Raw genomic sequence first — 24117 nt, forward strand, 5'->3', positions numbered from 1 at the left:
ACTATGAATATAAAACTGTTATGCTTCGAGCATGAGTCGTCAAGACACCGCTCCTGGCGCGTCCGCCGCCATCGGGGCGGCCCTCTACGGCCTGGCCACCAGGGCCGCGAGACGCCTTCCCCGGGACATGAGCCTGACGTCCGCCGCCACCCTGGCCACCCTGGACCGGACCGGCCCGCGGCGCATCACCGATCTGGCCGCGGTCGAGGGCGTCACCCAGCCCGCGATGACCGCCCTGATCCGGGTGATGGAGGAGTCCGGCCTGGTCGAGCGGCGGGGCGACGCGTCCGACAAGCGGGTCACGCTGGTGTGCCTGACCGAGGCCGGCGCCTCCTACGTCCGGACGCGGCGCCAGGCGGGCGTCCACGCGTTCGAGCGGTTGATCGGCGAGCTCACCGGCGACGAGGTCGAGGCGCTGGTGGCGGCCCTTCCGGCGCTGAAGCATCTGGCGGAGCTCGAAAGCCAGGACCGCGAAGGGCCGAAGCAGTGACCGGGCAGCCGGTCGGCGGGGCCGCGGCGAAGGTGTTCCCGGTGGCGCGTTCCGAGACGCGGCTGCTGGTCCCCGCCCTGATGTTCATCGCTCTGGTCGTGGCGGCGGTCGCCAGCCTCGGGACGCCGCTCATCACCAGCGTGGCGACCTCGTTCCACGTCTCGCTCGGCAGCGCGCAGTGGACGCTGACCGTCGCGCTGCTCAGCGGCGCCGTCGCCACGCCGGTCCTGGGCCGGCTCGGAGCCGGCCCGCACCGGCGGGCCGCGATCCTCGCCACGCTGGCGGTCGTCGTCGCCGGCAGTGCGCTCACCGTGCTGCCGCTGCCGTTCGCGTGGCTGCTGGCCGGCAGGGCGGCCCAGGGCGTCGGGCTCGGTCTGACGGCGCTGATGATGGGCGTGGCCCGGGACCACCTCCCCGAGGAGCGCAGCGCGGCCGTGATCGCCCTGATCTCGGTGGTATCGATCATCGGGGCCGGCGTCGGCTACCCGCTGGCCGCACTGCTCGCCGAGCTCGGCGGGGTACGGGCCGCCTACGGCCTCGGCCTGGTCGTCACCGCCGCCGCCCTCCTGACCGCGTGGCGCTCCATGCCCGAAGCCCCCGAAGGCCGCTCCGCCCGCGTGGACGTGGCAGGCGCGGTCGTCCTGGCCGCTGCGCTGCTCCTGGTGCTGTTCCTCGCCGGCGAACGGAATCTGTGGAGCCGGCACCTCGCCGTGGCGACGGGCCTCGCCGTCGTCGCGGTGGTGCTGCTCTGCGTCTGGGCCGTCATCGAGCTGCGCAGCACGACGCCCCTGGTCGATGTGCGGGCGGTGCGGCACCCGGCGGTCGCCGGGGCGAACCTCGCCATGTTCGTCGGCGGGATCGGCATGTACCTCCTGCTCACGCTCATCACCCGGTACGCGCAGACGCCGCACGGCGCCGGCTACGGCTTCGGGCTGACGACCTTCGTCGCCGGGCTGGTCCTCATCCCGTTCTCGGTGCTGGGGTTCGTCGCCGGCAAGCTCACGCCGCGAGTCCGGACGCGGATCGCCGACCCCCTGCTCCTGGCCGGCAGCGCAGTCGTGGTCGGCGGCGGGTTCGCCCTGTTCGCGGCGGCCCGGTCGGACCTGGCCGAACTGTTCGCGGCGATGGGCGTGCTCGGCTTCGGGGTCGGCGGCTTCTCGGCCGCGATGCCCGGCGTCATCCTGGCCGTCACCCCCAAGAGCGAGACGTCGAGCGCCATGAGCTTCAACTACGTCGTCCGCAGCGTCGGGTACTCCCTGGGCAGCGCCGTCGGCGGCCTGATCCTCGCCGCGGGCACCGGCCCCGGCCACCTCTTCCCCGACGACGGCGCCTACACCACCGCGGCGCTGGTCGGCATCGGCGCCATGGCGATCACGACGCTGACAAGCCTCGCTCTCGCCCGCCGGCGCTCGTCCGAGACCAACCCGTAAGCCAGATGCACTCGTCGGTGAGCGCGAGGAAGTGCAGGCCGTGGCGCTTGTGCTTCCCCGAATGGTTCTTGCGGTCGTCCTTGCCGCTGCGGTGGCGGGTGGGGATGAGAGTGCCGTCGATCAGCACGGCCTCCCCGCCGCGTCCGGCGACCTTGACCAGGGCGCGGTCCAGGCGCGGTGGAGTCGCATCGGCAGGACCGGGCGTCAGAACGACCGGGGAGTCTGCCTGAAACTTACAGCGGCGTCCGTCGCGGACCAGCGGTTCGAGCACGTCGTCTCCCTTTTCCGTTGACGCGCTCCCGCCTCCTTCTTAGCGTGAGGCCCTCCGCCGCGTTCGTTTGTTAGCGCTAACAATAAGGCGCAGGCGAAAGTCCGGCCCGGCGGTTCAGGTCTAGTGATGGGACGTTCCATGACACTGAGCATCGCGTCCGATGGTCACTCATCAGGGTCATCGCGGAGCAACCGGTCGTTGCGCCGGTTGCTGGTCGCCCTCGTGGTGACCGCGCTCACCGCAGTGGCGGCCCTCGTCCCCGCGTCGTCGGCCAAGGCCGCCACCAACCAGTTCCGAGGCATGAACTGGGCCGTGCTGGGTGACAACTTCAGCACCGGCGCGCTCGTCGTGCAGGGCCTGAGCAAGTCCGACAGCAACGCGACGGTACGGGCCAAGGCCAACGCCCTCTACGACAACATGGAATACGTCATGGGGGTCAACACCGTCCGGTTGCCCATCAACACCCACACCGTGGCCGACACGACCTGGTGGAACTCCTACCGCGGCGCCATCGACGCCGCCGCCGACCGTGGATTCAAGGTCATCCTGGCCTACTGGGAGGACGGCGCGGCCTCCGGCGGCAGGATCACGAACCTCGCCGCGTGGAACGCGATGTGGTCCAGCGTGATCAACACCTACGGCTCGAACGGCAACGTCTACTTCGAGCCGATGAACGAGCCGCACGGCTACACCTCGGCGGAATGGCGCAACGTAGCGGCGAACTGGCTCGGCTCCCACCCCTCGGCGGTGCCCGGCCGGGTGCTCATCGGCGGCACCGGCTTCAGCCAGGACCTGCGGGACATCTGCAACGACAGCCGCTTCAACTCGACGCTGCTGTCCTTCCACTACTACGCCTTCTTCTACGGCGCGATGACCTACGACGCCTTCCGGAGCCACATTCAGACGCGTCTGGGCGACTGCGCCTCCCGCGCGGTCGCGACCGAGTTCGGCGCGCCGATGGCCACCGGCCTCAACTACGGCGACGCGAACAGCACCGACAACTTCGTGCGCTACCTCCGCGCCGTGGCCCAGGTCATGCGGGACAACCAGATGGGCGGCACCTACTGGCCCGCCCTCGGCGGCAAGGTAACCGCAGGTCTCGGCTACGACCACTACTCGATGTACGCTCTGGGCGGCAGCGGCACCAACCTCACCCTGGCCATCCGCAACCAGTCCGGCGCCGACCGGGTCCGTTACGGCTGGGGCGACACCGTCCGCGACTCCACCCCTTCGCCGCAGCCGGAGACGTTCTACCGGATCGACGCGCGCCACAGCGGCAAGGCCATGGACGTCCAGCAGGCGAGCACCGACAACGGTGCGCGCGTCGACCAGTACACCTACGGCGGCAACCCATGGCAGCAGTGGCGGTTCCAGGACGCCGGCAGCGGCTACTGGCGCATCGTCAGCCGCCACAGCGGGAAGTGTCTCGATGTGGTGGGCGCTTCGACCGCCGACGGCGCCGAGCTCATCCAGTACACCTGTGGCACCGGCGCCAACCAGCAGTTCCAGATGGTCGCAGGCGGCGGCTACTTCCAGCTCCAGGCACGACACAGCGGCAAATGCGTGGACGTACCGTCCGCGTCGACCGCGGACGGTGTGATCCTCAAGCAGTATCCGTGCAACGGCGGCACCAACCAGCAGTGGTCGCGCACGGCCGTCTGACGGTCGTCTCGATCGGGTGAGGAGAGTCCTCGCCGGGTCGGCTCTTCCGTGACGGCCGTCATGTCTTCGGCGGACGCCGGCACCCCGGGCGGAGAACGCTGGGGTGCCGGCGCCCGCGGGCACGACGTTCAGGCGATCGTCACGTCACAGCTCGGACGCGTAGATCCGCGTCGTCCGGCCCTGGTACGTCGCCTCACGTTCAAGGGCCAGCCCGATCTTCTCGGCGACGCGCTGCGAAGGAACGTTGTCCGGGTTGATGATCGCGATGAGCCGGTCGAGCCCGAGGACGTCCCGGGCGTGGTCGCGGCATGCCGTCGCCGCCTCGGTCGCGTAGCCGTTGCCGTGGAGTTCCGCCCGCAGGAGGTACCCGATCTCGGTGTGGACCGTACCTTCGACGTTCTGCAGGGTCAGGCCGCAGTTCCCGGCGAACTCGCCGTTGCTTCGGAGCGTGACCAGCCAGAGGCCGTGACCGTGTTCCCGGTAACCGCGCTGGTTCCACTCGATCCAGCGCAGGGCCTCGTCCCGGCTCATCGGCTGCGGATAGTGGCGCATGACCTCGTCGTCGCCCAGGAGCGCGGCCATGTCGTCCAGATCGGCGGCGGTCATCTCCCGGAAGGCCAGACGCCGCGTCGGCCCGGGAATTCGACGGTCCAAGCTCTCACGACTCCTTCTGAGCGGTCCAACCGGCGGGCCGGTCGCATGCCCGCCGACGCGGGGGATACGGGGATCAAAGGATCCTACTGCCGGCGTCGCGTTCGGACGGGAGCCGCCGTACCAGGAGATAGGTCCGGTGGCTGGGGTGCTCGTGTCCGGGGTGTGGCGCCCGGTCGAGCCGTGCGGTGAGGGTGAGGCCCGCCTGGGCGAGGGCCGCCGTCTCGGCGACCGGGTCGAGGAACCGGAAGGTGAGATCGACGGGGTGGTCCCACCATTCGGTGAGGTGGCTGGCCTGTCCGGGACGGGTGTCGTCGTCGCCGGTGTGGAAGGCGAGGAGCGCATGGCCCGCGGGGCGCAGCACCCGGGCGAACTCCGTGTAGGCGGCGGCCCGTTCGGACGGGCTCAGGTGGATCACGGCGTACCAGCACAGGATGCCGCTCACCGACCGCGAGCGGATCGGCAGCGCGGTCATGTCCGCCGCGGCGAACGGCAGGGCGGTGGCGCGGTGCGCGACGGCGCACATGGCGGGCGACAGGTCGGCTCCGAAGGTACGGGCTCCACGGCGGGCCAGGTGGGCCGTCGCCTGGCCCGGACCGCAGCCGACATCCACGACCGGCCCGTCCGAGGTCAGTTCGGCGAAGGCGTCCAGCAGGGCGCGGTCGAGGGGCTTGCCCTCGAGCTCGTCGCCGATCTCGGCGGCGTACCGTTCGGCCACCGTGTCGTAGCTGCGGCGTGTCACGGCGGACGCCGCCGCACGGGGGCGCGGTGCCGTCATGCCCGGCTCCGGCCGGGCCGTACGGGCGCCTCGGCCCCGATCGGAGCGGACCCGGCGGCGGGTGAGCCGACATCTCCGGAGCCGACGCCGTCGGAACCCACACTGCCGGAACCCACATCGCCGGAGCCGACGCCGCCGGAACCCGCACTGTCAGAGCCGGTGCCGCCGGCACCGGCACTCAGCCGGCTCCGGGCCAGGTCCCGCGCCGCCTGCGCCGGGGTGCGGCCATGGCGCTCGGCGGTGTCCAGCAGGTCGCCGACGGTGTCCTCGATGGCGTCGACCCGCGCGCGGGCCTCCTCCGCGCCGACCTGGTGGAGTTCGGTGCTGACGGCGTTGATGACCCCGCCCGCGCCGGCGACGAAGTCCGGCACCCAGATGATGCCCCGCCGGTGCAGCAGTTCGGCGACATCCGGCGTGGCGAGCTGGTTGTTCGCCGGTCCCACCACGGCACGGCAGCGGAGTTCGGTCGCGGTCCGCCCGGTCAGGACGGAACCGAGGGCCGCGGGGACCAGTATGTCCACGTCCGCGGAGAGGATGTCGTCGGGAGCCCGCCAGGCGGCCCCGAGTTCGTCACCGAGTCTCCGCTTGTCCGGGTCGATGTCGGTCACCGTCAGGACCGCTCCCTCGGCGGCCAGCAGACGCGCGAGGCCGGCGCCGACACGGCCCAGGCCGACGACGGCGACGCTGCGGCCGTTCAGTTCCGGGGAGCCGTACAGCCGTCGGCTGACGGCCCGTAGCGCGGCGAGCGCCCCCAGCGCGGTGTGCGGTGACGAATCGCCGCTGCCGCCCAGGTGAGCCGGACGGCAGAACACGTGCGGGGTGGTCTGCCCGATCACCGCCATGTCGTCGGGGCCGGTCCCGACGTCCGGGCCGGTGGCGTACACGCCGCCCAGCGAGTCGATGACGTCCGCCACGTCGCGCAGCACGTCGCGGCGCTCGCCGTCCCCGAGTTCCCGTCTCTCCGGCAGGGCCACGACGGTCTTTCCGCCGCCGCAGGGCAGCCCGGCCACGGCGAACTTCGATGTCATCGCCGCCGACAGGCGAAGGGCGTCGGTCAGGCCGTCCCGCCAGTCGGGGTAGTGCCAGAGGCGGAGGCCGCCGGCCGCCGGGCCGAGCGTCGTCGAGTGGACGGCCACGATCACCGGCAGCCGGGAGCGCCGGCCGGTGCGGATCGCGACCTGCTCATGATCGAACATGGGTTCATCAGTCCTTCGTTCGCCGTGTTGGATGGCACCATGCTGGACGAATGACTCCCGTTCCGGGAGATTGATCGAACGTTTGGCTGAAATAAACTACGGTGGCCGACCATGGATGAACTTGATTCGGAGATCGTACGGCTTCTCCAGACAGATGCGCGGCAGTCCAACCGCGAACTCGCCCGGCAGTTGGGCATCGCCCCCTCGACCTGCCTGGAGCGGGTCCGGGCGCTCCACCGCCAGGGCGTCATCCGCGGCTACCACGCCGACATCGATCTCGTCGCCCTCAACCGCGGCGTTCAGGCGCTCGTCTCGGTTCAGGTGCGCCCCCTCAGCCGTGCCGTCATCGACGCCTTCAAGGATTTCGCCAGCGGCCTGCCGGAAGTCCTCCACACCTTCGTGCTCTCCGGAGGCGACGACTTCCTGCTGCACGTCGCCGTACAGGACCTCGACCACCTGCACGCCTTCCTCATGGACCGGCTCAGCAAGCGCGGCGAGATCATCGGCTTCCGCACCTCGGTCATCTTCCGGCAGGTGAGCAACAGCGCCCCCTCACGGCTTCCCGTGTCCGGCTAGGGACGGCTCCTCCGGCTGACGGCCCGGTCGATACTTAGCCCTTGCGCTAACCATGGCGCCCTGCAATGCTTAGCCGCATGGCACAGTATTCGGCGCAGCTGGACGGCGTGTTCATCGCCCTCGCCGACCCGACCCGGCGCGCCGTCGTCCGGCGCCTCGGCCGCGGGCCCACGAGCGTCGGCGACCTCGCCCGCGAGTTCCCCATGACCCTTCCCTCGTTCATGAAGCACGTGCGGACCCTCGAGTCGAACGGGCTCATCCGCACGGTCAAGTCGGGCCGGGTGCGCACCTGCATGCTCAACCGGGAACGGCTCGCCCTCCTGGACGACTGGCTCGCGGAGCAGCGCCGGATCTGGGAGCTGCGCACCGACCGCCTCGAACAGTTCGTCACCGATCCCGAGGAGAACACCCAGTGAACCCCGACCTCGACCTCGCCCTGGAGCGGGTCATCCGCGCCCCACGCGCCACCGTATGGGCCGCCTGGACCGACCCGTCCCGGCTTGAGCGGTGGTGGGTGCCGGCTCCGTCCCGCTGCCGCGTGGACCGCCTGGACCTGTGGCCCGGAGGCGCGTTCGTGACGCGGATGAGCGACGACGGGTCGGAGTTCGTCCCGCATCTGGACGCGTGTTTCCTCGCCGTCGACGAACTCGAGCGGCTCGTGTTCACCACCGCCATCGACAGCAGCTGGCGTCCCGCGAACGCCGGCCCGATCACGATGACCGCCACGATCACGCTGGCCGACCACCCGGACGGCACGGACTACCGGGCGATCGTCCGGCACGGCGATCCGGAGACCCGCGCCCATCACGAGAAGGCCGGCTTCGCCGAGGGCTGGGGTACGGTCGCCGGCCAACTGGCCGCCTTCACCGAAGGGACGGCCGCGCGATGAAGATCACCATCACCCGGTTCGTCACACTCGACGGCGTCAGCCAGGGGCCGGGCTCGCCGGACGAGGACACCACCGACGGGTTCGCCCGCGGCGGCTGGCTCGTGCCCCACATCGACGCGGCGTTCGTCCGGCGCACCTCCGACTGGCTCGACCTCGCCGACGGCCTGCTGCTCGGCCGGCGCACCTACGAGGCGTTCGCCCGCGACTGGCCGGAGATCACAGACCCGGCCGACCCCTTCACCGGGCGGATGAACACGCTGCCCAAGTACGTCGTGTCGAACACCCTCACCGAGTGCACCTGGCACCCCGCGACCGTGCTCAGGGGCGACCCGGTCCGGGCCGTCGCCGAGTTGAAGGCGCGTCCGGGGCGAGAGCTCCAGATCCACGGCAGTGCCCGCCTGGGCGACGCGCTGCTGTCGGCGGGCCTGATCGACACGCTCCGCCTCGTGGTCGCGCCCACGGTGCTCTGGACCGGACGGCGCTTCTCGGCCGGGCCGGGCGCCGCGTCCGGTCTCCGCCTGGTCCGCCACGACGCCACGCCCGCCGGTCTGCTGTTCCTCGAATACGCGACCACGGGAGAAGCGCCACGGGGCGAGTACGAGGGGGTCGCCGCCTTCGTCTGACGGAACGCCGGGGCCCGGGTGGCCCGGAGGCGCCGGCCGACATGACAGGCTCCGGTCGCCGGCGCCGCGGCGGATGAGGAGGAAGGCCCTCCGCCTAGCCGATGTCGACCACCCGCGCCCACGAGGGCGGCCTGTCCGGCACGTGGACGGGATCGCTCTCGTCCGACGGCCCGACCCGGGAGAACAGCCCCACCACCATGCGGCACGCGGGCCGTTCCCGCGGCCACGGGGTCTGTCCGTCGGTCAGGACCACGACGACGTCCGGCCGCGGGCTCGTCCGCAGCGCCCTGGCGATGCCCGCACGCAGGTCCGTGCCGCCGCCGCCCACCAGCGTCATCCCCTCCGCCCGGCACAGCGGCCGCACGACCCGGGCCGCCGCGTCGCAGGACAGCACGCCGACCAGGTCGCGCCGGCCGCCCACGGCGCGGACGATCGCGGAGACCTCCAGCAACGCGCTCCCCAGTTCGGCGTCGCTGACCGACCCGGAGGTGTCGATGACCACGCCGACCCGCGGCGGCCTGCGCCGCAGGCTCGGCAGGACGACGCCGGGCAGGCCGGCCGAGCGCCGCGACGGCCTGCCGTAGGTGTGGTCCTCACCCACGCCGGGTCCCGACACCGCCGAGCGGATGGCCGTGCCGAGCAGTTCCCGCCACGGCTGCGGCGGGTGGAACGCCTCCTCCGCCCACCGCCGCCACCCCTTCGGCGCGTTCCCCGGACGGGCGTTGATGCCCTGCGCCACCCGGAACCGGACCGCCTCCCGCTCGTGGTCGCGGAGCCCGTCCGCGCCCTCCGGCCCGAGGTCCCACTCCCGGTCGAGTCCGTCGGCGCCGCTGCCGCAGTCCAGCCAGACCAGACCCTGCGTGTACGGCCCGAGCCGGAACATGCGCAGGTAGTCCTCCATGAGCTCGCCTTCGGGCAGCCCCAGCGTCTTCGGCCGGACGGCGTCCTCGGGCCAGGCCAGGCCGTCGCCGTACACGTCGTCGTTGATCTCCATGTCGGCGGCGATGTTCATCCGCAGCCGCTCTCCCCGCCCCGTCAGCTCCCGTCGCCGGGCGACCCGGTCGCTGCGGCCGTGGTGGTCGCGCAGCAGGTGGGAGACCTCGTGCACCCACACGCTCGCGAGCTCCTCGACGGGGGTCCGCGCGACGAACGCCGGGGAGACGTAACACCGCCAGTGCCGGTCCACGGCCATCGTGGGCACCGACCGCGACTCCACCGGACGCAGCGCGAACAGCGCCGTCGCCAGATAGGGCCGGGCCCTCGCGGCGTACAACCGGGCGGTGAAGAGCTTCTCGAGGTCCATCAGCCCGCCACCCGCGCCGCGACCTCGTCCGCCTTCCTGCCCAGGGAGACCACCCCGGCGAGCCTCTCGATCGCGGCCGGGACCTCCCAGTCCGCGCGGCGCAGCGCGGCGAGCGTGGATGCGGGCACGACCACCAGGTCCGGGGCGCCGGTCTCCACCGCCCGCACCAGCAGCGCCCACGCGGCGTCCCACCGCTCCTTGTCCGGCCGCTTCCGCACGGCCGCTACCACACCGTCGAGTACGGCCTGGCGCAGGTCGCCCCGCCGGGGCAGCTCGGCCGCCGCCGGGTCGGCCAGCAGCGTCTCGGGGTCGGGAAGGTCCATCCGATCCATGGCGGCGAGCAGCTCCAGTCCGGGCCCGTCTCCCACCGTGCCCCTGACCAGCATGGACAGCACGTCCTTGGACGCGTCGGCCGCGGTGGCGAAGGCGGTCAGGAACAACGCCATCTCCCAGCTGCGAGGCGAGGGCCACGGGCCGCCCCGGTGCGCCTCGTTGCCCGGCAGCCGGTGCACGAGGTCGGGACGCGCGGTGAGGAGCCCGCACACCGCGCGCCGGGCGAACGCCACCGCCCCGGGCAGCCGCTCCGGGTCGAGCCACGGCAGGCTCGCGCGCGGCCAGGTCCCGCCGAGGCCGCGTACGACGACGTCGTGGTCGTGACGCCACTGCAGGTGGACGAACCGGTTGGCGAGCGGCGGGCTCAGCTCCCAGCCGTCGGCGGCGGAGGAACGCGGGTTGGCGGCCGCCACGATCCGGACACCCGCCGGGAGCCGCAGGGCCCCGACCCGCCGTTCCAGGACCAGGCGGAGCAGGGCGGCCTGTACGGCGGGCGGCGCCGTGGACAGCTCGTCCAGGAAGAGCAGGCCCCGGCCGGCGTGAGCCAGACGCACGGCCCAGTCCGGCGGCGCCATCGGGACGCCCTGCACGGCGGGGTCGTCACCGACCACCGGCAGGCCGGAGAAGTCGGACGGCTCGTGCACGCTGGCGATCACCGTGGTGAGCGGCAGGCCGAGCGTCTCGGCGAGTTGCTGCAGCGCCGCGGTCTTGCCGATCCCCGGTTCCCCCCACAGCAGGACGGGCAGGTCGGCCGCCACCGCCAGGGTCAGGGCGTCCAGCTGCGTGTCGGCACGCGGCTCCGTGGTGGTGTCGTGGAGCAGGGACAGCAGGTCGCCGGCGACGTCGAGGCGCGAGGCGTGAACAGAAGAAAGCATGATGAATCACCTTTGAGGTCTGAGAAACGAGATCTGGAAACGGGGTCTGAGAAACGGAGGCTGAGAAACGAGGTCCCGGAAAGGAGGTCCCGGAAAGGAGGTCCGGGAAGGTGTCAGCGGAACGTGGCGTGGCGCGGGCGCGCACGGCCCTTGTGGGAGTGGCGGTCCGGTCGCCCGGCCGGTCCCGGCCCCGGTTCGAGCCCGGCGCGGAACAGCCCGTGGTCGATCCGCCGCCGCGCCGCCTCCTCCAGCACGTCGCGCAGCGCGCCCTCGGGCAGCCGCGCACCGGGTCCGAGGAGACCGTCGACGGTGGCCTGAGCTCCGGCGGCGTCGCCGTGCTCCAGCCGCGCGCGGACGTCGAGGAGGCACTCCGGGGAGCGGTGGGCCTCCTCGATCAGCCGCAGACAGGGCAGCGGGGTGCCGGTCAGCTCGGCCAGCAGCCTCTCGCGCCGGATCTCGGCCGCGTCGTGGTCCAGGGCGACCAGGACGCCGTCCACGAGCGCGATCCGGTGCCGGGCGCCACGGCACTCGACCGTCCGCGGCCCGTTCCGGTCGCGGTGACCGGGCGGCGCGGCGTCCGGTGAACGGCCGGGTACGAGCGCCGCCGCGACGAGCGGGTGCAGCCCGCCGGCCCCGATCAGCCCGGCACGCAGCAACGCCAGGTCGGGCAGCACCCAGGTCGCCGCGTCGGGCAGGATCGGCGGCGCTGGTCCTTCGCCGCCGTCCCGGGACGCGTCCACGTCGAGGAGCACCTGACGCCGCCCGCCGACCCGGACGGCGACCGTACCCCCGTCCCACCCTTTGGCGCGGAGCAGCAGCCGGGCCTCGTCCGGCCACCGGTCGACGGCCCAGCCCCGCGAGTGCGGCGCCGTCTCGGAACGGATGCGCAGCTCACCGGCCCGGCGCGCGTCCCACAGGTGGCGATGCAGGTCGAGACGGAAGCGTCGATTCGGACGGGGGTGGGGATGCGGATGAGGTCCGGGCCGGGAACCGTCCCAGAGCGCCAGGCTGATCCGCTGTCCGGCGTCCGCCCAGGCCGGCGGGGTCCTGGCCACGAGGTGAAGCGTGTCGTCCCCGTTGTGGTACCGGGCCAGCGAGACGGTCAGGCCCGGACGCAACAGGCCGTCGGGGGCGATCCTCGGCATGTGCCAGCGCAGCAGGTCGGGTGCCAGGTGGCGGAGGTCGGTCCGGAGACGGGCGGCCGGTTCCCGGCCGTGGAGGCGCGCCGTACGGCGCAGGTCGAGATCGACGTCCACGTGCGCCGCGGCGCACGCCGCCGCCCAGTCGCCGACGCTGCGGCGGGCGGTCGCCGACTCGATCATGGGGGGCGGCACGGCGAACTCGCGCACGCGCAGCCAGAGGGGAAGGCGGGGATCCTCGTTCGAGGTCGAGTGCGGCATCAGCACTCACCTTGCGCGAACGGGGCCCCCAATCTGATGTATGAGGTGGTCATCGTGATCAGCGTAGCGTCTTCCGGCCCGCGCGAGAAGAGCGCCTGCGGGGCGCGCGGACGCCCTGTGCCCGCCTTCCGGGAAGGACGTCCCGGGAAGGACGTCGCGCGTAGGCTGGCCGTATGACGTCTGCCTTCGAGGTGCATGTGACGGCCGGCACGCGCGAGGAGGCGGAGAGGATCTGCGCCGCCGCGGTGAACGACCGCGTCGCGGCGTGCGCGCAGATCATCGGGCCGATCACCTCCCTCTACCGGTGGGAGGGGAGAGTGGAGCTGAGCGAGGAGTTCCTGATCCTTCTGAAGACCGGCGGTGACCGTCTGGACGAGCTCGTCTCCCTCGTCAAGGGCGCGCACTCCTACGAGACACCGGAGATCGTCGCCGTCCCCATCGAAGGCGGGCTGCCGGACTACCTGAACTGGATCGCGAGAGAGACGGCGGATCGACCCCAGGTGTATTGACCACGAGCGTTGTCGACGGTGGCCGGGGTGGTTCTGTCCTTTGCCTCCGGCTGTGGCCCGGCTCTCGTGCGGTCAGCCGGCGGAGACGGCCTCAGCGGGGTCTGTCTCGTCCGCGACCGCGTAGGGGGTGTCCTTAGGGCCGCGGAAGGCGATGCAGACGAGTAGGGCGACGCCGAGTGCGGTGCCGAATTCGCGGGTGACGTAGTTGAGGGCGGAAGCGGCGCCCTGCTTCTCGCGTGGCAGGGAGGCCGTGATGGCCTCCGTGGACGGGGTCGTCGACAGGCCCATGCCGACGCCCATGGCGAGCAGACCGGGCAGGACGGAGAGGTGGCCGCCGCTGACGGAGACGAACAGGGCCATGAGCGCCATGCCGACGCCGGCCAGTCCGCCCGGCGCCGCGCCGTGTATCAGAGGGCGGGAGTTTCGCCCTGGGCTGCGGCGAGGGCCGCGTCGGTGTCCGTCGTGGCCAGCAGGCGGTTGATGTGGGCGCCGGCCAGGGCACCGGCCGCTGCGGAAGCGCCGACCTGGGCGGCGAGGTCGGTGGCGTTGCCGGCCACCCACACGCCCGGCACCTCGGTGGTGCCGGCCGTACCGGAGGCGAAGCGGCGGCCCATGTTGTCGGGCAGGTCCTCCACCGGCAGCTTCAGACCGTCCAGTCCTTCGACGCGGGCTTCCACCCGGGTGGCGACTGCGAGGACGCGGCGGGCCACGACCTGGCCGTCGGTCAGGCGCACGCCGGCGAGGGTGCCGTCCTCGTTGTCGATGACCTCCTGGACCGGGGTGTCGACGATGCGGATGTCGCGGGCGGCGAAGCGGGCGCGGGTGGCCTCATCCAGGTCACCGCCCTGGGTGAAATAGGTCAGGTCCTCGGTCAGCTGCCGGAACAGGAGTGCGTGGCCGATGGAGGCCGGGCCGGTTGCCAGGATGCCGATGGGCTCGTCGCGGACCTCCCAGCCGTGGCAGTACGGGCAGTGCACCACACCGTGGCCCCAGTGCTCGGCGAGGCCGGGGACCTCGGGCAGTACGTCCTTGAGGCCGGTGGCCACCAGGACCCGGCGCGCGGCCACGATGTGACCGTCGGCCAGGGTGACGGTGAACCGCAGATCTCCGTCCGTCGACGGGGCGGCGGGCTCGGCCGAGGCCACCTCACCGAGGACGACGCGCCCTCCGTACCGGCGCACCTGCTCCCGGCCCCGCCGAAGGATCTCAGAGGGCGGGGTGCCGTCCAGAACGATGAAACCGTGCATGGCCTTGGCCGGCGCGTTGCGCGGGGAACCGCTGTCGATCACGACGACCGAGCGGCGGGAGCGGGCGAGCATCAGCGCACCGTTCAGCCCCGCGGCGCCCCCACCGATCACCACCACGTCGACGGTCCCATCGGGGAGTGCGTCACTCGCGTACGGAGAAGTCGTCACAGCCATGGCTTTCTGCCTTTCCTCGTGCACCGGTCCAGACGTTGCGGACCATCTACACGCGACGCTAAGCCCGGTATGCTGCCAAGGCATACAATGTTGCCCATGACGCAAGAAGATGGGGATCTGGACGGCCTCGTACGCAAACGCATTCGCGCCTTGCGGGTGGCGCAGGGCTGGTCTCTGGAGGAGTTGGCCTCCCGCTCCCACCTCAGCCAGTCCTCACTGAGCCGCATCGAGAACGGCCAGCGCCGCCTCGCACTGGATCAGCTGGTCACCCTCGCCCGCGCCCTGGACACCACGCTGGATCAGCTCGTGGAGACCGCCGCCGACGACATCGTCACCAGCCCGACGATCGACAGCGCGCACGGCCGGATGCGCTGGACCGTCAAGGCCGACCCCGGGGTGAGCGTGGTGCGCCAGCGCATGACCGAACCTCCCCCCGAGAACCAGGCGCGCATGCGTGCGCACCCGGGGCGCGAATGGCTCGTCGTACTGTCCGGCACCGCGATCCTCATGCTCGGCCACCGCCGCTTCCGCCTGGAGACCAACCAGGCCGCCGAATTCCCCACGATGATGCCGCACGCGATCGGCGCCGAGGGCGGGCCCTGCGAGATCCTGGGCATCTTCGACCGCGACGCCCGCCGCGGCCACCAGAGCGACAGCGGCGACGACGTCCAGGGCGCTCCCGAATGATCGTGCGGGCCGCACGACGGCCCCCACGGCGGTGACCTCTTGCGCGTCGGGCAGCACCCCCGACCACTATCTTGCGTAAATGGGGACGCGCCGTGCCGCAGACGCATATTCGTCTTAGTGTGAAGAGCATGAACCACGCACACACGCACACCCCCCGCCACGGCGCGTCCCACGGCCACCACCACGAGCAAACAGAGGGCCAGGCGGAGATCCTCGACCTGGACGCCGAAGTACTCGCCGAGCACACCGCCTCCATCACCGCATGGCTGCCGCTGCAGAGCGACCCACACCACATCGTGGACCTGGGCTGCGGCACGGGCGCGGGCACCTTCGCCCTCCTCGACCGCTTCCCCGACGCGCACGTCACCGCCGTCGACACCTCCGCCGAACACCTTCAGCGCCTGCGCACCAAGGCGTGCACCCTCGGCGTCCAGGAGCGCGTACGCACCGTGCAAGCCGACCTCGACGAAGCCGCCTGGCCCGACCTCGGCTCACCGGACCTGGTCTGGGCATCGGCCTCGATGCACCACATGGCCCACCCTGACCGCGCACTGCGCGCCGTCCACGACACGCTCGCGCCCGGCGGCCTGTTCGCCGTCGTCGAACTGGCCGGCCACCCCCGCTTCCTGCCCGCGGACGCCCCCGCAGAACGGCCCGGCCTGGAAGAGCGCGTCCACGCCGCAGCCGACCGCCTCCAAGCCGAACACATGCCCCACCGCGGTGCCGACTGGGGTCCGATGCTGACCGCCGCCGGATTCGCCATCGAGGGCGAACGCACCATCGTCGTGAACCTCGACGGCACCCGCAGCGAAGCGATCGGCCGCTACGCCACCGGTGTCCTGCAGCGCATCCGCAGCGTCATCGCGGACAGACTCTCCTCCGAGGACCTCACCGCGCTCGACCGACTCCTCGACACCGGCAGCCCGCACAGCATCCTGCGCCGCGACGACCTGACGGTACGCACCGAGCGCACCGTCTGGGCCGTCCGCCGTAATTGACCACGGATGGTTCCTCCCGCCATCGTCCCTCCGATGGCGCGACGGCGACCGGCCGGGCCGAGGTCAAGGGCTGGTGAGGATGACGAGGCGCTGGGTCGCGCGGGTCATCGCGACGTAGCGGTCGACCGCCCCCTCGACGCCCTCGCCGAACCTCTCCGGGTCGACGAGGACGACCAGGTCGAACTCCAGGCCCTTCGCCAGCTCCGGGGTCAGCGACCGCACGCGGGACGTCGCCCGGAACGCCGGGTCGCCGATGACGCAGGCGATGCCGTCGGCGTGCTCGGCGAGCCAGGCGTCGAGGACCGCGTCCAGTTCCGAGGCGGGTCCGTGGACGACGGGGACGCCGCCGCTGCGGATGGAGGTCGGCACGTTGGCGTCCGGGAGCGCGGCCCGGATGACCGGCTCGGCCTCCGCCATGATCTCCTCCGGCGTCCGGTAGTTGACGGTCAGGGAGGCCAGGCTGATCCGGTCGAGCCCGACCCGCTCCAGGCGTTCCCGCCACGACTCGGTGAACCCGTGCCTGGCCTGGGCGCGGTCGCCGACGATGGTGAAGCTCCGCGACGGGCAGCGCAGCAGCAGCATCTGCCACTCGGCGTCGGTGAGCTCCTGGGCCTCGTCCACGACGACGTGCGCGAACGGGCCGGCGAGCAGGTCCGGATCGGCTCCGGGCAGCGCGGCCTCGTCGACCAGGGCGTTCTGCAGGTCCTGCCCGCGCAGCATCGACATCGTGAGCATCTCGGAGTCGTCGGACTCGATCAGGTCGTCGACGACCCGGTCCATGCGCTCGCGCTGGGCGGCGACGGCGGCGTCGCGCCGGCGCCTGCGCAGTGACGTCTCCGGGTCGCCGAGCCGCTGCCGTGCCGCGTCCAGAAGCGGCAGGTCGGACACCGTCCACGCCTGGGCGTCCTCACGCTGGAGCCTGCGGATGTCCTCGGGGCCGAGCCAGGGCGCGCACAGCCGCAGGTAGGCGGGCACCGTCCACAGGTCTCCGACGAGGTCGGCCGCGTCGATCAGCGGCCACGCGCGGTTGAAGACGGTGAGCAGCTCCCTGTCCTGGTTCAGGGCCCGGCGGACGAGGTCGGCCGAGACGTCGTCGTCGTGCCTGTCCACCAGGATCGTGAGCAGCTCCTCCCAGATCACGTCGCGCGCCTCGTTGTGCGGGGTGCCGGGATCCGGCGCGCCGAACGCCTCGGCCCAGTCCTCGGCCCTGAGCCGGATGTCGGCCCAGGGGGTCGTGACCGTCATCCCCTTGGCTGGCGGATTCTCGTAGAACCGTACGGCCGGCTCGATCGCCCTCACCAGGTCCGCGGACGACTTCAGGCGGGCCGCCTCCGGGTCGGCCTCGGCCACCGCCGTGGCCCCCTCGGCGACGAGGTCGCGCAGCGTGCACGTCTGCACGCCCTCCTCCCCGAGGCTGGGCAGCACATCGGCGACGTAGGCCAGGTACGGCTGGTGCGGGCCGACGAACAGCACGCCGCCCCGGTCGTGACCGAGGCGGGGATCGGAGTAGAGGAGGTAGGCGGAGCGGTGCAGCGCGACGACGGTCTTGCCCGTGCCCGGACCGCCGTCGACGACGAGGGCGCCGCGCGATCCCGCGCGGATGATGGCGTCCTGGTCGGCCTGGATGGTGCCGAGCACGTCCCGCATCCGCGCCGACCGGTCGGTGCCCAGGCTGGCGATGAAGGCGGACTGGTCGTCGAGCGCGGCGTGCCCTTCGAGCCCGTCCGGGGTGAACACCTCCTCCCAGTAGTCGCTGACCCGGCCGCGGGTCCAGCGGTACCTGCGGCGGCTCGCCAGGCCCATCGGGTTGGCGTGGGTGGCTCCGAAGAACGGCTCGGCGGCGGGGGAGCGCCAGTCGAGCAGCAGCCGGCGGCCCGCCCGGTCGGTGAGACCGAGCCGCCCGACGTACACGGGCTCGGCGTCGTCCGCGCCGACCATGCGCCCGAGGCACAGGTCCAGGCCGAAGCGGCGCAGCAGGCGCAGGCGGCCGGACAGGCGGTGGATCTCCAGGTCCCGCTCCAGCGCCTCCCTGCCCTCGCCGCCGGGCGCCCTGCGCGCGGCGTCGAGGCGGCCGGACAGGTCGGCGATCGTCTGCTCCAGGCTCTCGGCGATGGCCGCGAAGTGCTTCTCATCGGCGCCGATCAGCTCCGGGCCGGCCTTGGGGGCGAGGTGGCCGGGAAGGTCGAACGCGCTGGTGGCCAGCGGTTTCATGCGTCTGCTCCGATCTGGTGGTCGTGTGCGGCCGTCACGCACGGCGGGGCGTCCGGACTCCGGATTCCGGCCCGGTGGTCCGGGCGTGGTTCACGCGGACACAAGCCCGCCTCTCCCGGCCGGCCCGGTTACGGCGGCACGGCGACGTCCAGGAACGCCTCCGGCTCCCACCAGTGGTTCGACGTCCTCGCGCGACCCGTACGCCGACGACAACACCCGCATTCCGCGTCCCCCGTCTCCGCAGCTCCCGGCCCCCGGTCGGCGACCAGGGCCCGGCCTCGGCGGACGATTCTGCGGCATGACCGGGGTCTTGTGGCAAGCCCCCGGGTGCGCTATACGTTAGGAGTGGCGGGGAGCACGTGTTCCCCCTCCCTCTCGTCCCCTCGCCCTCCGCGATGGGCGGACGACCTCCTCATGACCCGTGAACCGGCCGTGTACGGCGACGCCGCCGGCCCGGACGGGCGATCCCGGCGGGCGACCCCCCACTCGCGGCGGTGGGGCATCATGAGCGGACCACCGGGAACAACGCCGTCCACCTCTCACGGGGAAGCATGGGGATCGAGGGATCGTTCTGGCGCGCCATCGCGGTCTACCGCGTCGCGTCCCTGGGCTACGCCGCGCTCCTGCTGGCGAGCGCCGGAGGCTACCGGCATCCCGTCGCGGGCTGGTCCGTCATCGGCCTGATGGCCGCCTGGACCGCCGTCACCACCGTCGCGTACTCGACCAGGAGGAGCCGCCCCCTGCTGGTGGCGGACGTCGTGGTCACCCTCGGCTGCATGCTGGCCTCGCCGTACGTGCAGGGGACGGGCGCCGGACCGGCGGGCGTGCTGCCGATCACGGCGACCTGGGTCGCCGGACCCGTACTCGCCTGGGCCGTCTACGGCGGGCGGCGGGCCGGCGCGCTCACCGCGGTCGTGCTGGCGCTGGGCGACCTGTGGCTGCGCGGCCTGGGCGCGGCCGACGTCTCCGTCCCCGTCAACGGAGCCGTGCTGCTGGTCCTCGCCGGGACCGTCCTCGGCCACGTGACCCGGCTCACCCGGCAGGCGGAGGAACGGCTGCAACGGGCCGCCGAGATGGAGGCCGCGGGCCGGGAACGCGAACGGCTCGCCCGCGGCATCCACGACTCCGTCCTCCAGGTGCTGGCGCTGGTGCAGCGCCGCGGGCTGGAGATCGGCGGGGAGGCGGCCGAGCTGGGGCGGCTGGCGGGGGAGCAGGAGGCGGCGCTGCGCGAGATGGTCCGCGGCGGCCCGGACCCGGCCGGGCGGGACGGCTCGGGCCTCGTGGACGTGGGGGCCGGTCTGCGCCGGTACACCACGAGGACGGTCACCGTGTCGGCGCCCGCGACCCCGCTGCTCCTCCCCGCCGGTCAGGCCCGCGAGGTCATTGCGGCCGTGGGCGCGGCGCTCGACAACGTCCGCAGGCACTGCGGCGACGACGCGCGGGCCTGGGTCCTCGCCGAGGACGACGGCGTCTCGGTGACCGTCACGGTGCGCGACGAGGGCCCCGGCATCCCTCCGGGCCGGCTCTCCGAGGCGGAGGCGGAAGGCCGGCTCGGCGTCGCACAGTCCATCCGGGGCCGGATCACCGGCATCGGCGGCGCCGTCGGCATCACGTCGGCGCCCGGCCAGGGAACCGAGATCGAGATGGCCGTCCCCGCCTCCGCCCCCGGGTAGGCGCGCACATCTCGGGCGCCCGCGTGCGCCGGGCCCCGTACCCGGACCTTGTACTCCGGGCGATGCGCGCACCGGCGCCGCGGGCCGGTCTACAGTTGCGGCATGGTCGGCGCTCCGCGGGTAATGGTGGTGGATGATCATCCGATGTGGCGGGACGCGGTCGCCCGCGACCTGGAGGACGCCCGGTACGAGGTGGTGGCGACCACGGGGGAGGGCCGCCAGGCGCTCCGCGTCGCCGCCGCCGTACGGCCCGACGTGGTGGTCCTCGACCTGAGGCTTCCCGACCTGCCCGGGGTGGAGGTGGCCAGAGGATTGGCCGCGTCCGACCACCCGCCCCGCGTGCTGGTGCTGTCGGCGAGCGGCGAGCACGAGGACGTGCTGGAGGCGGTCAAGGCCGGAGCCTCCGGCTACCTGGTCAAGTCCGCGAGCCGCGAGGAGTTCCTCGACGCCGTCCGGCGCACGGCCGAGGGGGAACCGGTCTTCACCCCCGGCCTGGCCGGCCTGGTGCTCGGCGAGTACCGCCGCCTGGCGACGCGCGGACCCGCGGGCGACGAGCCGCGCCTCACCGACCGGGAGACCGAGGTGCTGCGCCTCGTCGCGAAGGGTCTGTCCTACCGGCAGATCGCCGAACGGCTGGTGATCAGCCATCGCACCGTGCAGAACCACGTGCAGAACACCCTCAACAAGCTCCAGCTCCACAACCGGGTCGATCTCGTCCGTTACGCGATCGAACGGGGACTCGACGAGGCGTAGGGCGGGCCCGGCGGGCCGGGCCGAGGCGAAACGGCGCGAGGCGCGGCGCGGACGCCGGGACGGCTCAGGGCCGCCGGGGTGATCCGGAGCCGGCGGGGCGGCTCACAGGGCGTCGACCTTGTAGGGGTCGTGCTCGGAGAGCAGCTTGTCGAGGCGGGCCTGGTCGACGCGGCTCGACATGCTGTCGAACTCCTGCCGGTCGCGCACGCACTTGGCCAGGACGAACGCCGACGTCACCGTGTACAGCACGGACACCGCGAGGAAGGCGCGGACCCACGAGCTGACCGGCAGGTAGAAGACGCCGAGCGTCGTGCTGCCGAGCGCCACACCGAAGGAGATGACGCACTGCGCGAAGTAGGCGGAGGTCATGACGGGCTGGATTGGCTTGGTCATGCCCCCAGGATCCGGCACCGGCCGGGCGCGCGCCTGAGTACGCCTACCCAACCCGCCTGAGCACGCGAACCCAGGCGACGCGCCGGACGGGCTACATCCGGGTTCGCGTGTACGCGTGCAACGCGTCGCGGACGAACCTCGCCCCGGCGGCGTCGCCGTACATGCCGGTGAAGCGGGGGTCGTCGACGTACATGTCCCCCAGGCAGTTCACCATCTCGATCGAGCGCTCCCGGTCGCCCTCCGCCGTGGGGGTGCCCGGGATCCGGCTCAGCCACCGGACATGCCGGGCGGCCAGCGTCTGAGCGTGTTCCGACGCCGGAGAGACCCCGGCCCTCACCGCGGCGACCCACGCGGCGACGAGGTCCTCGGCGGCCTGCTTCCAGGCCCGCTGCTGGTCGAGGGTCTTGCCATGCCACCAGTCGTTGCTCACCCGGAACACGCGCTCGCCCCAGCGCGAGATCACCTCGTCCTTGTGGCGGTCGTTGAACCCTGCCAACATGACGTCCATCTGCGGTTCCGCCCCCGCCCGCAGGGCTTCGAGGGTGTGACGCGCGGACCGGATCTGCCGTTCGATGCGGTCCCGCTCCTCCTCCAGCGCGGCGATGTGCGCGCGGATCCCGTCGCACGTGTCCACCTCGTCCGCCAGGACCTCGGCGATGGCCGGCAGACCCATGCCGAGCCGGCGCATGAACAGGATCCGCTGCAGCCGGGCGACCGCGACCGGGTCGTAGTAGCGGTACCCGTTCGCGCCGATCCGGGACGGGGCCAAGAGCCCGACGCGGTCGTAATGGCGCAGGGTGCGGCTGGTGACGCCGGCCCTCGCCGCGAGTTCCTGGATCGTCCACTCCATCGTCCCAGTGTCACCCACCGTCTCCCGCTGTCACCGTCCGCCGCCCGCTGTCACCCGTGACGGAGCGTGGCGGCGATGATCTCCGAGCTGTCGGCGTGCAGGGCCTGCGCCGCCGTCTGCCCGGTCGCCGCCAGGTAGGTGTCGACCAGCCGGTTGCCCGCGGCGTACCCGGCGCCCATCGGCAGTCCCACCGGGGTGACACCGAGGTGCTCGGCGCCGGGGTCGCCATGCACCCAGGCGGTGAAGTTGTGCATGCCCGTCACGTCGAGCCCGGTGAGGACCTTGGCGAAGACCTCGTCGTCGTGCAGGTGCGGCACGCCGATGCGGGCGGGGCCGAGCTCGTCCCCGTAGAGCTGGCGGGCGAAGGCGTCGGCCAGGCCCTCGCCGACGATGTGCTCGCCGACCGTGACGGTCATCGGGTCCCACACCACCCCGCCCGGACTCCATCGCAGGTTGTGGTTGAGTTCGTGCACGACGGTGGCCTCCAGCCGCTCCATGTTCTCGGGGAAGGGCCAGAGCGTGATGGCGATGTTGCCCGAGATGCCGCCGAACCCGGTCAATCCCAGGCAGGGACCCATGAAGTGCTTGTCAGCCGGATCGCCGAGGACGAACAGCACGGTGATGTCCGGGGCCTCCAGTCCCGGCGTCGCCTCCAGCAGTACGGTCAGAGCGTCGTCGAGCGCGCGTTGCATCCGCTCCCAGGCCCCGGCCGCCGCCAGGGTTTCGAGCGCGTCGAGGCAACGCTCCTCGTCGCGGTCGATGGGGAACCCGGACGATTGGAAGTGCACCGCGACCAGGTCGAGTTCGCCGGGGTGGTGACGGTACATGCCCCTGTTGGCCTCCAGCATCGAACGCAGCAGGCCGGCGCGCTTCGCGCTCGGGGCCAGGAGGATCCGCTTCATTGCGGAGTAGGTGTCAAGAACGGTGATCGACATGGCCGCGATGCTAGAAGTTGACGCAGCGTCAAGGTCAAACCGGAGATTCCCTCCCCTGAGGCGCGACCGGCGAAGGCGTCGCGGGCGTCTTCCACCTCCGCCGGGTCACCAGCAGTGACGTGCTCTATGGGTTCCTCCTGTCCGCCTGGTCCCTGGGCTCACTGACGCTCCTCGCCACCGTCCACGCCGTCTGGGGCGTACGGGGATCCTCCGGGGAGGCGGGGCGCCTGCCGCGGAACCGGGGAGTGAGGACCGCCTCCGCGCGGTCAGTCCCCGGCGGGCCGGTAGACGGCGATGATCACGCCGGTGCCGGTCGTCGCGGACTCGACCAGCCGGAACGCGGAGAGGTCCGGGCCCGAGCCGGGGAACAGCCGGCGGCCCGATCCCAGCGTCAGCGGGTGGATCAGCAGGACGAGCTCGTCGACGAGGCCGCGCGGCATCAGCGACCTGACCAGCACCCCGCTGCCGAACACCACCAGGTTCTCCTCCGTCCCGTGGTCGTCCGCCGGGAGTGGTCCCGGCTCTCACCCACTACACGAACGGCGGGCCGCCGGATCGACGGCGCGGGGCTCCTCGGGAGGAATCCGTTCCGTCCCAGGGGATCACGCCGGGGCCGCCATCGGCTGGGACGTGTTCTCACCGGCGGCGCCGTGTGGCTCAGACCTCCGGGAGGGAGGAGTCCGGCGTCCAGGGGTCCGGTGCCGTGACGGACCAGCGTTCATGGTCGCGCCAGGCCCCGTCGATGTAGAGGTAGGCGGGAGACAGCCCTTCGTAGCGGAAGCCCAGGCGCCGCGCCAGGGCCAGGGACGCCTCGTTCGCCGGCTGGATGTTGGCCTCCAGCCGGTGGAGCCGCAGTTCGGTGAAGGCGTGCCGCAGGACGGCGGTGAGCCCCTCGGTCATGTATCCCCGACCGGCCGACGGGGCGAAGGCCGCGTAGCCGAGGGACGCGCCCTGGTAGCGGCCCCGGATGATCGAGTTGATGTTGACCATGCCGGCGGCCGCGCCGCTCTCCCGGACCCGGATCAGGAAGCCCAGGTTGACGCCGTCGTCGAAGCGGCGCATCCAGGTCCGGAACTCCTCCGCGGTCGCGGGCAGCCGCATCCACGGCCGGTGCAGCCCGGCGCTGGCCCGCACGAGCGAGCAGAACTCGTCCTGGTCGGAGAGGGTGAGCGGGCGCAGTTCGACCCGTGATGGCATTTCGGACATGGAC

The 24117-nt window shown here is 72.4% G+C and carries 27 protein-coding genes; 12 read left to right on the forward strand and 15 right to left on the reverse strand.

Annotation, left to right across the window (positions count from 1 at the left end; genetic code table 11):
* Positions 1 to 31: 31 nt before the first annotated feature.
* Both AB0D67_RS17950 and AB0D67_RS17955 read left to right on the forward strand, forming a co-directional pair.
* Positions 32 to 490 carry a MarR family transcriptional regulator gene (locus AB0D67_RS17950; protein WP_362936166.1) on the forward strand — a complete coding sequence of 153 codons (459 nt, stop codon included), beginning with the start codon at positions 32 to 34 and terminating at the stop codon, positions 488 to 490.
* A 41-nt stretch (positions 491 to 531) separates the two neighbouring features.
* The gene (locus AB0D67_RS17955) at positions 532 to 1920 is read left to right on the forward strand and encodes an MFS transporter (protein WP_362936169.1); all 1389 of its coding nucleotides are present in this window, start codon (positions 532 to 534) and stop codon (positions 1918 to 1920) included.
* Here the strand turns inward: AB0D67_RS17955 and AB0D67_RS17960 are convergent.
* Positions 1862 to 2191, reverse strand: a complete 330-nt coding sequence (locus tag AB0D67_RS17960; RefSeq protein WP_362936172.1) for a hypothetical protein — start codon at positions 2189 to 2191, stop codon at positions 1862 to 1864. The genes AB0D67_RS17955 and AB0D67_RS17960 overlap by 59 nt on opposite strands.
* Before the next feature lie 198 nt (positions 2192 to 2389).
* Here AB0D67_RS17960 and AB0D67_RS17965 point away from each other — a divergent pair, with 198 nt between their 5' ends.
* Complete coding sequence (locus AB0D67_RS17965) at positions 2390 to 3853, forward strand: RICIN domain-containing protein (RefSeq protein ID WP_362936175.1); 1464 nt, start codon at positions 2390 to 2392, stop codon at positions 3851 to 3853.
* 144 nt (positions 3854 to 3997) lie between these two features.
* Here AB0D67_RS17965 and AB0D67_RS17970 read toward each other — a convergent pair whose 3' ends face one another.
* The 3 genes from AB0D67_RS17970 to AB0D67_RS17980 form a co-directional block, all read right to left on the reverse strand.
* On the reverse strand, positions 3998 to 4507 hold the full coding sequence (locus tag AB0D67_RS17970) for a GNAT family N-acetyltransferase (protein WP_362936178.1): 510 nt from the start codon (positions 4505 to 4507) through the stop codon (positions 3998 to 4000).
* A 73-nt stretch (positions 4508 to 4580) separates the two neighbouring features.
* Positions 4581 to 5282: a class I SAM-dependent methyltransferase gene (locus AB0D67_RS17975; protein WP_362936181.1), complete on the reverse strand. Its 702-nt coding sequence runs from the start codon at positions 5280 to 5282 to the stop codon at positions 4581 to 4583.
* On the reverse strand, positions 5279 to 6478 hold the full coding sequence (locus tag AB0D67_RS17980) for a Glu/Leu/Phe/Val dehydrogenase dimerization domain-containing protein (protein WP_362936184.1): 1200 nt from the start codon (positions 6476 to 6478) through the stop codon (positions 5279 to 5281). Before AB0D67_RS17980 ends, AB0D67_RS17975 begins: the two co-directional genes overlap by 4 nt.
* A gap of 111 nt (positions 6479 to 6589) precedes the next feature.
* On the opposite strand from AB0D67_RS17980, the gene AB0D67_RS17985 reads away from it, so the two are divergent.
* The 4 genes from AB0D67_RS17985 to AB0D67_RS18000 all read left to right on the forward strand — a co-directional run bounded on the left by AB0D67_RS17985 (position 6590) and on the right by AB0D67_RS18000 (position 8566).
* Positions 6590 to 7054, forward strand: coding sequence for an Lrp/AsnC family transcriptional regulator (locus tag AB0D67_RS17985; protein ID WP_362936187.1), 465 nt, complete (start codon positions 6590 to 6592; stop codon positions 7052 to 7054).
* A gap of 77 nt (positions 7055 to 7131) precedes the next feature.
* The gene (locus AB0D67_RS17990) at positions 7132 to 7470 is read left to right on the forward strand and encodes a metalloregulator ArsR/SmtB family transcription factor (RefSeq protein ID WP_362936190.1); all 339 of its coding nucleotides are present in this window, start codon (positions 7132 to 7134) and stop codon (positions 7468 to 7470) included.
* A complete protein-coding gene (locus AB0D67_RS17995; protein WP_362936193.1) occupies positions 7467 to 7943 on the forward strand; it encodes an SRPBCC domain-containing protein in 477 nt (158 codons plus the stop codon). Before AB0D67_RS17990 ends, AB0D67_RS17995 begins: the two co-directional genes overlap by 4 nt.
* Positions 7940 to 8566: a dihydrofolate reductase family protein gene (locus tag AB0D67_RS18000; RefSeq protein ID WP_362936196.1), complete on the forward strand. Its 627-nt coding sequence runs from the start codon at positions 7940 to 7942 to the stop codon at positions 8564 to 8566. Before AB0D67_RS17995 ends, AB0D67_RS18000 begins: the two co-directional genes overlap by 4 nt.
* Positions 8567 to 8660: 94 nt before the next feature.
* Here AB0D67_RS18000 and AB0D67_RS18005 read toward each other — a convergent pair whose 3' ends face one another.
* The 3 genes from AB0D67_RS18005 to AB0D67_RS18015 form a co-directional block, all read right to left on the reverse strand.
* Positions 8661 to 9869, reverse strand: coding sequence for a VWA-like domain-containing protein (locus AB0D67_RS18005; protein WP_362936199.1), 1209 nt, complete (start codon positions 9867 to 9869; stop codon positions 8661 to 8663).
* Positions 9869 to 11077, reverse strand: coding sequence for a MoxR family ATPase (locus AB0D67_RS18010; RefSeq protein ID WP_362936202.1), 1209 nt, complete (start codon positions 11075 to 11077; stop codon positions 9869 to 9871). Before AB0D67_RS18010 ends, AB0D67_RS18005 begins: the two co-directional genes overlap by 1 nt.
* Positions 11078 to 11190: 113 nt before the next feature.
* Positions 11191 to 12477 (reverse strand): hypothetical protein, encoded by a 1287-nt coding sequence (locus tag AB0D67_RS18015; RefSeq protein WP_362936205.1) that lies wholly within the window; start codon positions 12475 to 12477, stop codon positions 11191 to 11193.
* A gap of 173 nt (positions 12478 to 12650) precedes the next feature.
* Between AB0D67_RS18015 and cutA the strand changes: the two genes are divergently transcribed.
* Entirely contained in the window at positions 12651 to 12986 is a 336-nt protein-coding gene (cutA, locus tag AB0D67_RS18020; RefSeq protein ID WP_362936208.1) for a divalent-cation tolerance protein CutA, read from the forward strand.
* Positions 12987 to 13058: 72 nt separating this feature from the next.
* On the opposite strand, the gene AB0D67_RS18025 is transcribed toward cutA, so the two are convergent.
* The gene (locus AB0D67_RS18025; protein WP_362936211.1) at positions 13059 to 13355 is read right to left on the reverse strand and encodes a hypothetical protein; all 297 of its coding nucleotides are present in this window, start codon (positions 13353 to 13355) and stop codon (positions 13059 to 13061) included.
* 38 nt (positions 13356 to 13393) lie between these two features.
* Positions 13394 to 14407 (reverse strand): NAD(P)/FAD-dependent oxidoreductase, encoded by a 1014-nt coding sequence (locus tag AB0D67_RS18030; protein ID WP_362936214.1) that lies wholly within the window; start codon positions 14405 to 14407, stop codon positions 13394 to 13396.
* 96 nt (positions 14408 to 14503) lie between these two features.
* Between AB0D67_RS18030 and AB0D67_RS18035 the strand changes: the two genes are divergently transcribed.
* A complete protein-coding gene (locus AB0D67_RS18035) occupies positions 14504 to 15094 on the forward strand; it encodes an XRE family transcriptional regulator (RefSeq protein ID WP_362936217.1) in 591 nt (196 codons plus the stop codon).
* A 128-nt stretch (positions 15095 to 15222) separates the two neighbouring features.
* Positions 15223 to 16092: a class I SAM-dependent methyltransferase gene (locus tag AB0D67_RS18040; protein ID WP_362936220.1), complete on the forward strand. Its 870-nt coding sequence runs from the start codon at positions 15223 to 15225 to the stop codon at positions 16090 to 16092.
* Positions 16093 to 16155: 63 nt separating this feature from the next.
* Here AB0D67_RS18040 and helR read toward each other — a convergent pair whose 3' ends face one another.
* A complete protein-coding gene (helR, locus tag AB0D67_RS18045) occupies positions 16156 to 18303 on the reverse strand; it encodes an RNA polymerase recycling motor ATPase HelR (RefSeq protein WP_362936223.1) in 2148 nt (715 codons plus the stop codon).
* Positions 18304 to 18854: 551 nt separating this feature from the next.
* On the opposite strand from helR, the gene AB0D67_RS18050 reads away from it, so the two are divergent.
* Positions 18855 to 19976, forward strand: a complete 1122-nt coding sequence (locus AB0D67_RS18050; protein WP_362936226.1) for a DUF5931 domain-containing protein — start codon at positions 18855 to 18857, stop codon at positions 19974 to 19976.
* Positions 19977 to 20078: 102 nt separating this feature from the next.
* Positions 20079 to 20729: a response regulator transcription factor gene (locus tag AB0D67_RS18055; protein ID WP_362936229.1), complete on the forward strand. Its 651-nt coding sequence runs from the start codon at positions 20079 to 20081 to the stop codon at positions 20727 to 20729.
* A gap of 102 nt (positions 20730 to 20831) precedes the next feature.
* Here AB0D67_RS18055 and AB0D67_RS18060 read toward each other — a convergent pair whose 3' ends face one another.
* The 5 genes from AB0D67_RS18060 to AB0D67_RS18080 form a co-directional block, all read right to left on the reverse strand.
* Positions 20832 to 21122 (reverse strand): YiaA/YiaB family inner membrane protein, encoded by a 291-nt coding sequence (locus AB0D67_RS18060; RefSeq protein ID WP_362936232.1) that lies wholly within the window; start codon positions 21120 to 21122, stop codon positions 20832 to 20834.
* A 91-nt stretch (positions 21123 to 21213) separates the two neighbouring features.
* Positions 21214 to 21972, reverse strand: a complete 759-nt coding sequence (locus tag AB0D67_RS18065) for a MerR family transcriptional regulator (protein WP_362936235.1) — start codon at positions 21970 to 21972, stop codon at positions 21214 to 21216.
* 50 nt (positions 21973 to 22022) lie between these two features.
* Positions 22023 to 22907, reverse strand: a complete 885-nt coding sequence (locus tag AB0D67_RS18070) for a DUF2268 domain-containing putative Zn-dependent protease (protein WP_362936238.1) — start codon at positions 22905 to 22907, stop codon at positions 22023 to 22025.
* Positions 22908 to 23173: 266 nt separating this feature from the next.
* Complete coding sequence (locus tag AB0D67_RS18075; RefSeq protein WP_362936241.1) at positions 23174 to 23383, reverse strand: dihydrofolate reductase family protein; 210 nt, start codon at positions 23381 to 23383, stop codon at positions 23174 to 23176.
* Between the two features lie 181 nt (positions 23384 to 23564).
* The gene (locus AB0D67_RS18080) at positions 23565 to 24113 is read right to left on the reverse strand and encodes a GNAT family N-acetyltransferase (RefSeq protein ID WP_362936244.1); all 549 of its coding nucleotides are present in this window, start codon (positions 24111 to 24113) and stop codon (positions 23565 to 23567) included.
* Positions 24114 to 24117: the final 4 nt, after the last annotated feature.

It is taken from the genome of Streptosporangium sp. NPDC048047 (assembly GCF_040653115.1).
GTDB lineage: Bacteria > Actinomycetota > Actinomycetes > Streptosporangiales > Streptosporangiaceae > Streptosporangium.

Excerpts from the sequence above, each read along its gene's own strand:
- AB0D67_RS17950 (WP_362936166.1), top strand. The coding sequence starts at position 32 with ATGAGTCGTCAAGACACCGCTCCTGGCGCGTCCGCCGCCATCGGGGCG.
- AB0D67_RS17975 (WP_362936181.1), bottom strand. The coding sequence starts at position 5,282 with ATGACGGCACCGCGCCCCCGTGCGGCGGCGTCCGCCGTGACACGCCGC.
- AB0D67_RS17980 (WP_362936184.1), bottom strand. The coding sequence starts at position 6,478 with ATGTTCGATCATGAGCAGGTCGCGATCCGCACCGGCCGGCGCTCCCGG.
- AB0D67_RS17985 (WP_362936187.1), top strand. The coding sequence starts at position 6,590 with ATGGATGAACTTGATTCGGAGATCGTACGGCTTCTCCAGACAGATGCG.
- AB0D67_RS17990 (WP_362936190.1), top strand. The coding sequence starts at position 7,132 with ATGGCACAGTATTCGGCGCAGCTGGACGGCGTGTTCATCGCCCTCGCC.
- AB0D67_RS18000 (WP_362936196.1), top strand. The coding sequence starts at position 7,940 with ATGAAGATCACCATCACCCGGTTCGTCACACTCGACGGCGTCAGCCAG.
- AB0D67_RS18005 (WP_362936199.1), bottom strand. The coding sequence starts at position 9,869 with ATGGACCTCGAGAAGCTCTTCACCGCCCGGTTGTACGCCGCGAGGGCC.
- AB0D67_RS18010 (WP_362936202.1), bottom strand. The coding sequence starts at position 11,077 with ATGCTTTCTTCTGTTCACGCCTCGCGCCTCGACGTCGCCGGCGACCTG.
- AB0D67_RS18015 (WP_362936205.1), bottom strand. The coding sequence starts at position 12,477 with ATGCCGCACTCGACCTCGAACGAGGATCCCCGCCTTCCCCTCTGGCTG.
- cutA (WP_362936208.1), top strand. The coding sequence starts at position 12,651 with ATGACGTCTGCCTTCGAGGTGCATGTGACGGCCGGCACGCGCGAGGAG.
- AB0D67_RS18025 (WP_362936211.1), bottom strand. The coding sequence starts at position 13,355 with ATGGCGCTCATGGCCCTGTTCGTCTCCGTCAGCGGCGGCCACCTCTCC.
- AB0D67_RS18030 (WP_362936214.1), bottom strand. The coding sequence starts at position 14,407 with ATGGCTGTGACGACTTCTCCGTACGCGAGTGACGCACTCCCCGATGGG.
- AB0D67_RS18035 (WP_362936217.1), top strand. The coding sequence starts at position 14,504 with ATGACGCAAGAAGATGGGGATCTGGACGGCCTCGTACGCAAACGCATT.
- AB0D67_RS18040 (WP_362936220.1), top strand. The coding sequence starts at position 15,223 with ATGAACCACGCACACACGCACACCCCCCGCCACGGCGCGTCCCACGGC.
- helR (WP_362936223.1), bottom strand. The coding sequence starts at position 18,303 with ATGAAACCGCTGGCCACCAGCGCGTTCGACCTTCCCGGCCACCTCGCC.
- AB0D67_RS18050 (WP_362936226.1), top strand. The coding sequence starts at position 18,855 with ATGGGGATCGAGGGATCGTTCTGGCGCGCCATCGCGGTCTACCGCGTC.
- AB0D67_RS18055 (WP_362936229.1), top strand. The coding sequence starts at position 20,079 with ATGGTCGGCGCTCCGCGGGTAATGGTGGTGGATGATCATCCGATGTGG.
- AB0D67_RS18060 (WP_362936232.1), bottom strand. The coding sequence starts at position 21,122 with ATGACCAAGCCAATCCAGCCCGTCATGACCTCCGCCTACTTCGCGCAG.
- AB0D67_RS18065 (WP_362936235.1), bottom strand. The coding sequence starts at position 21,972 with ATGGAGTGGACGATCCAGGAACTCGCGGCGAGGGCCGGCGTCACCAGC.
- AB0D67_RS18070 (WP_362936238.1), bottom strand. The coding sequence starts at position 22,907 with ATGTCGATCACCGTTCTTGACACCTACTCCGCAATGAAGCGGATCCTC.
- AB0D67_RS18080 (WP_362936244.1), bottom strand. The coding sequence starts at position 24,113 with ATGTCCGAAATGCCATCACGGGTCGAACTGCGCCCGCTCACCCTCTCC.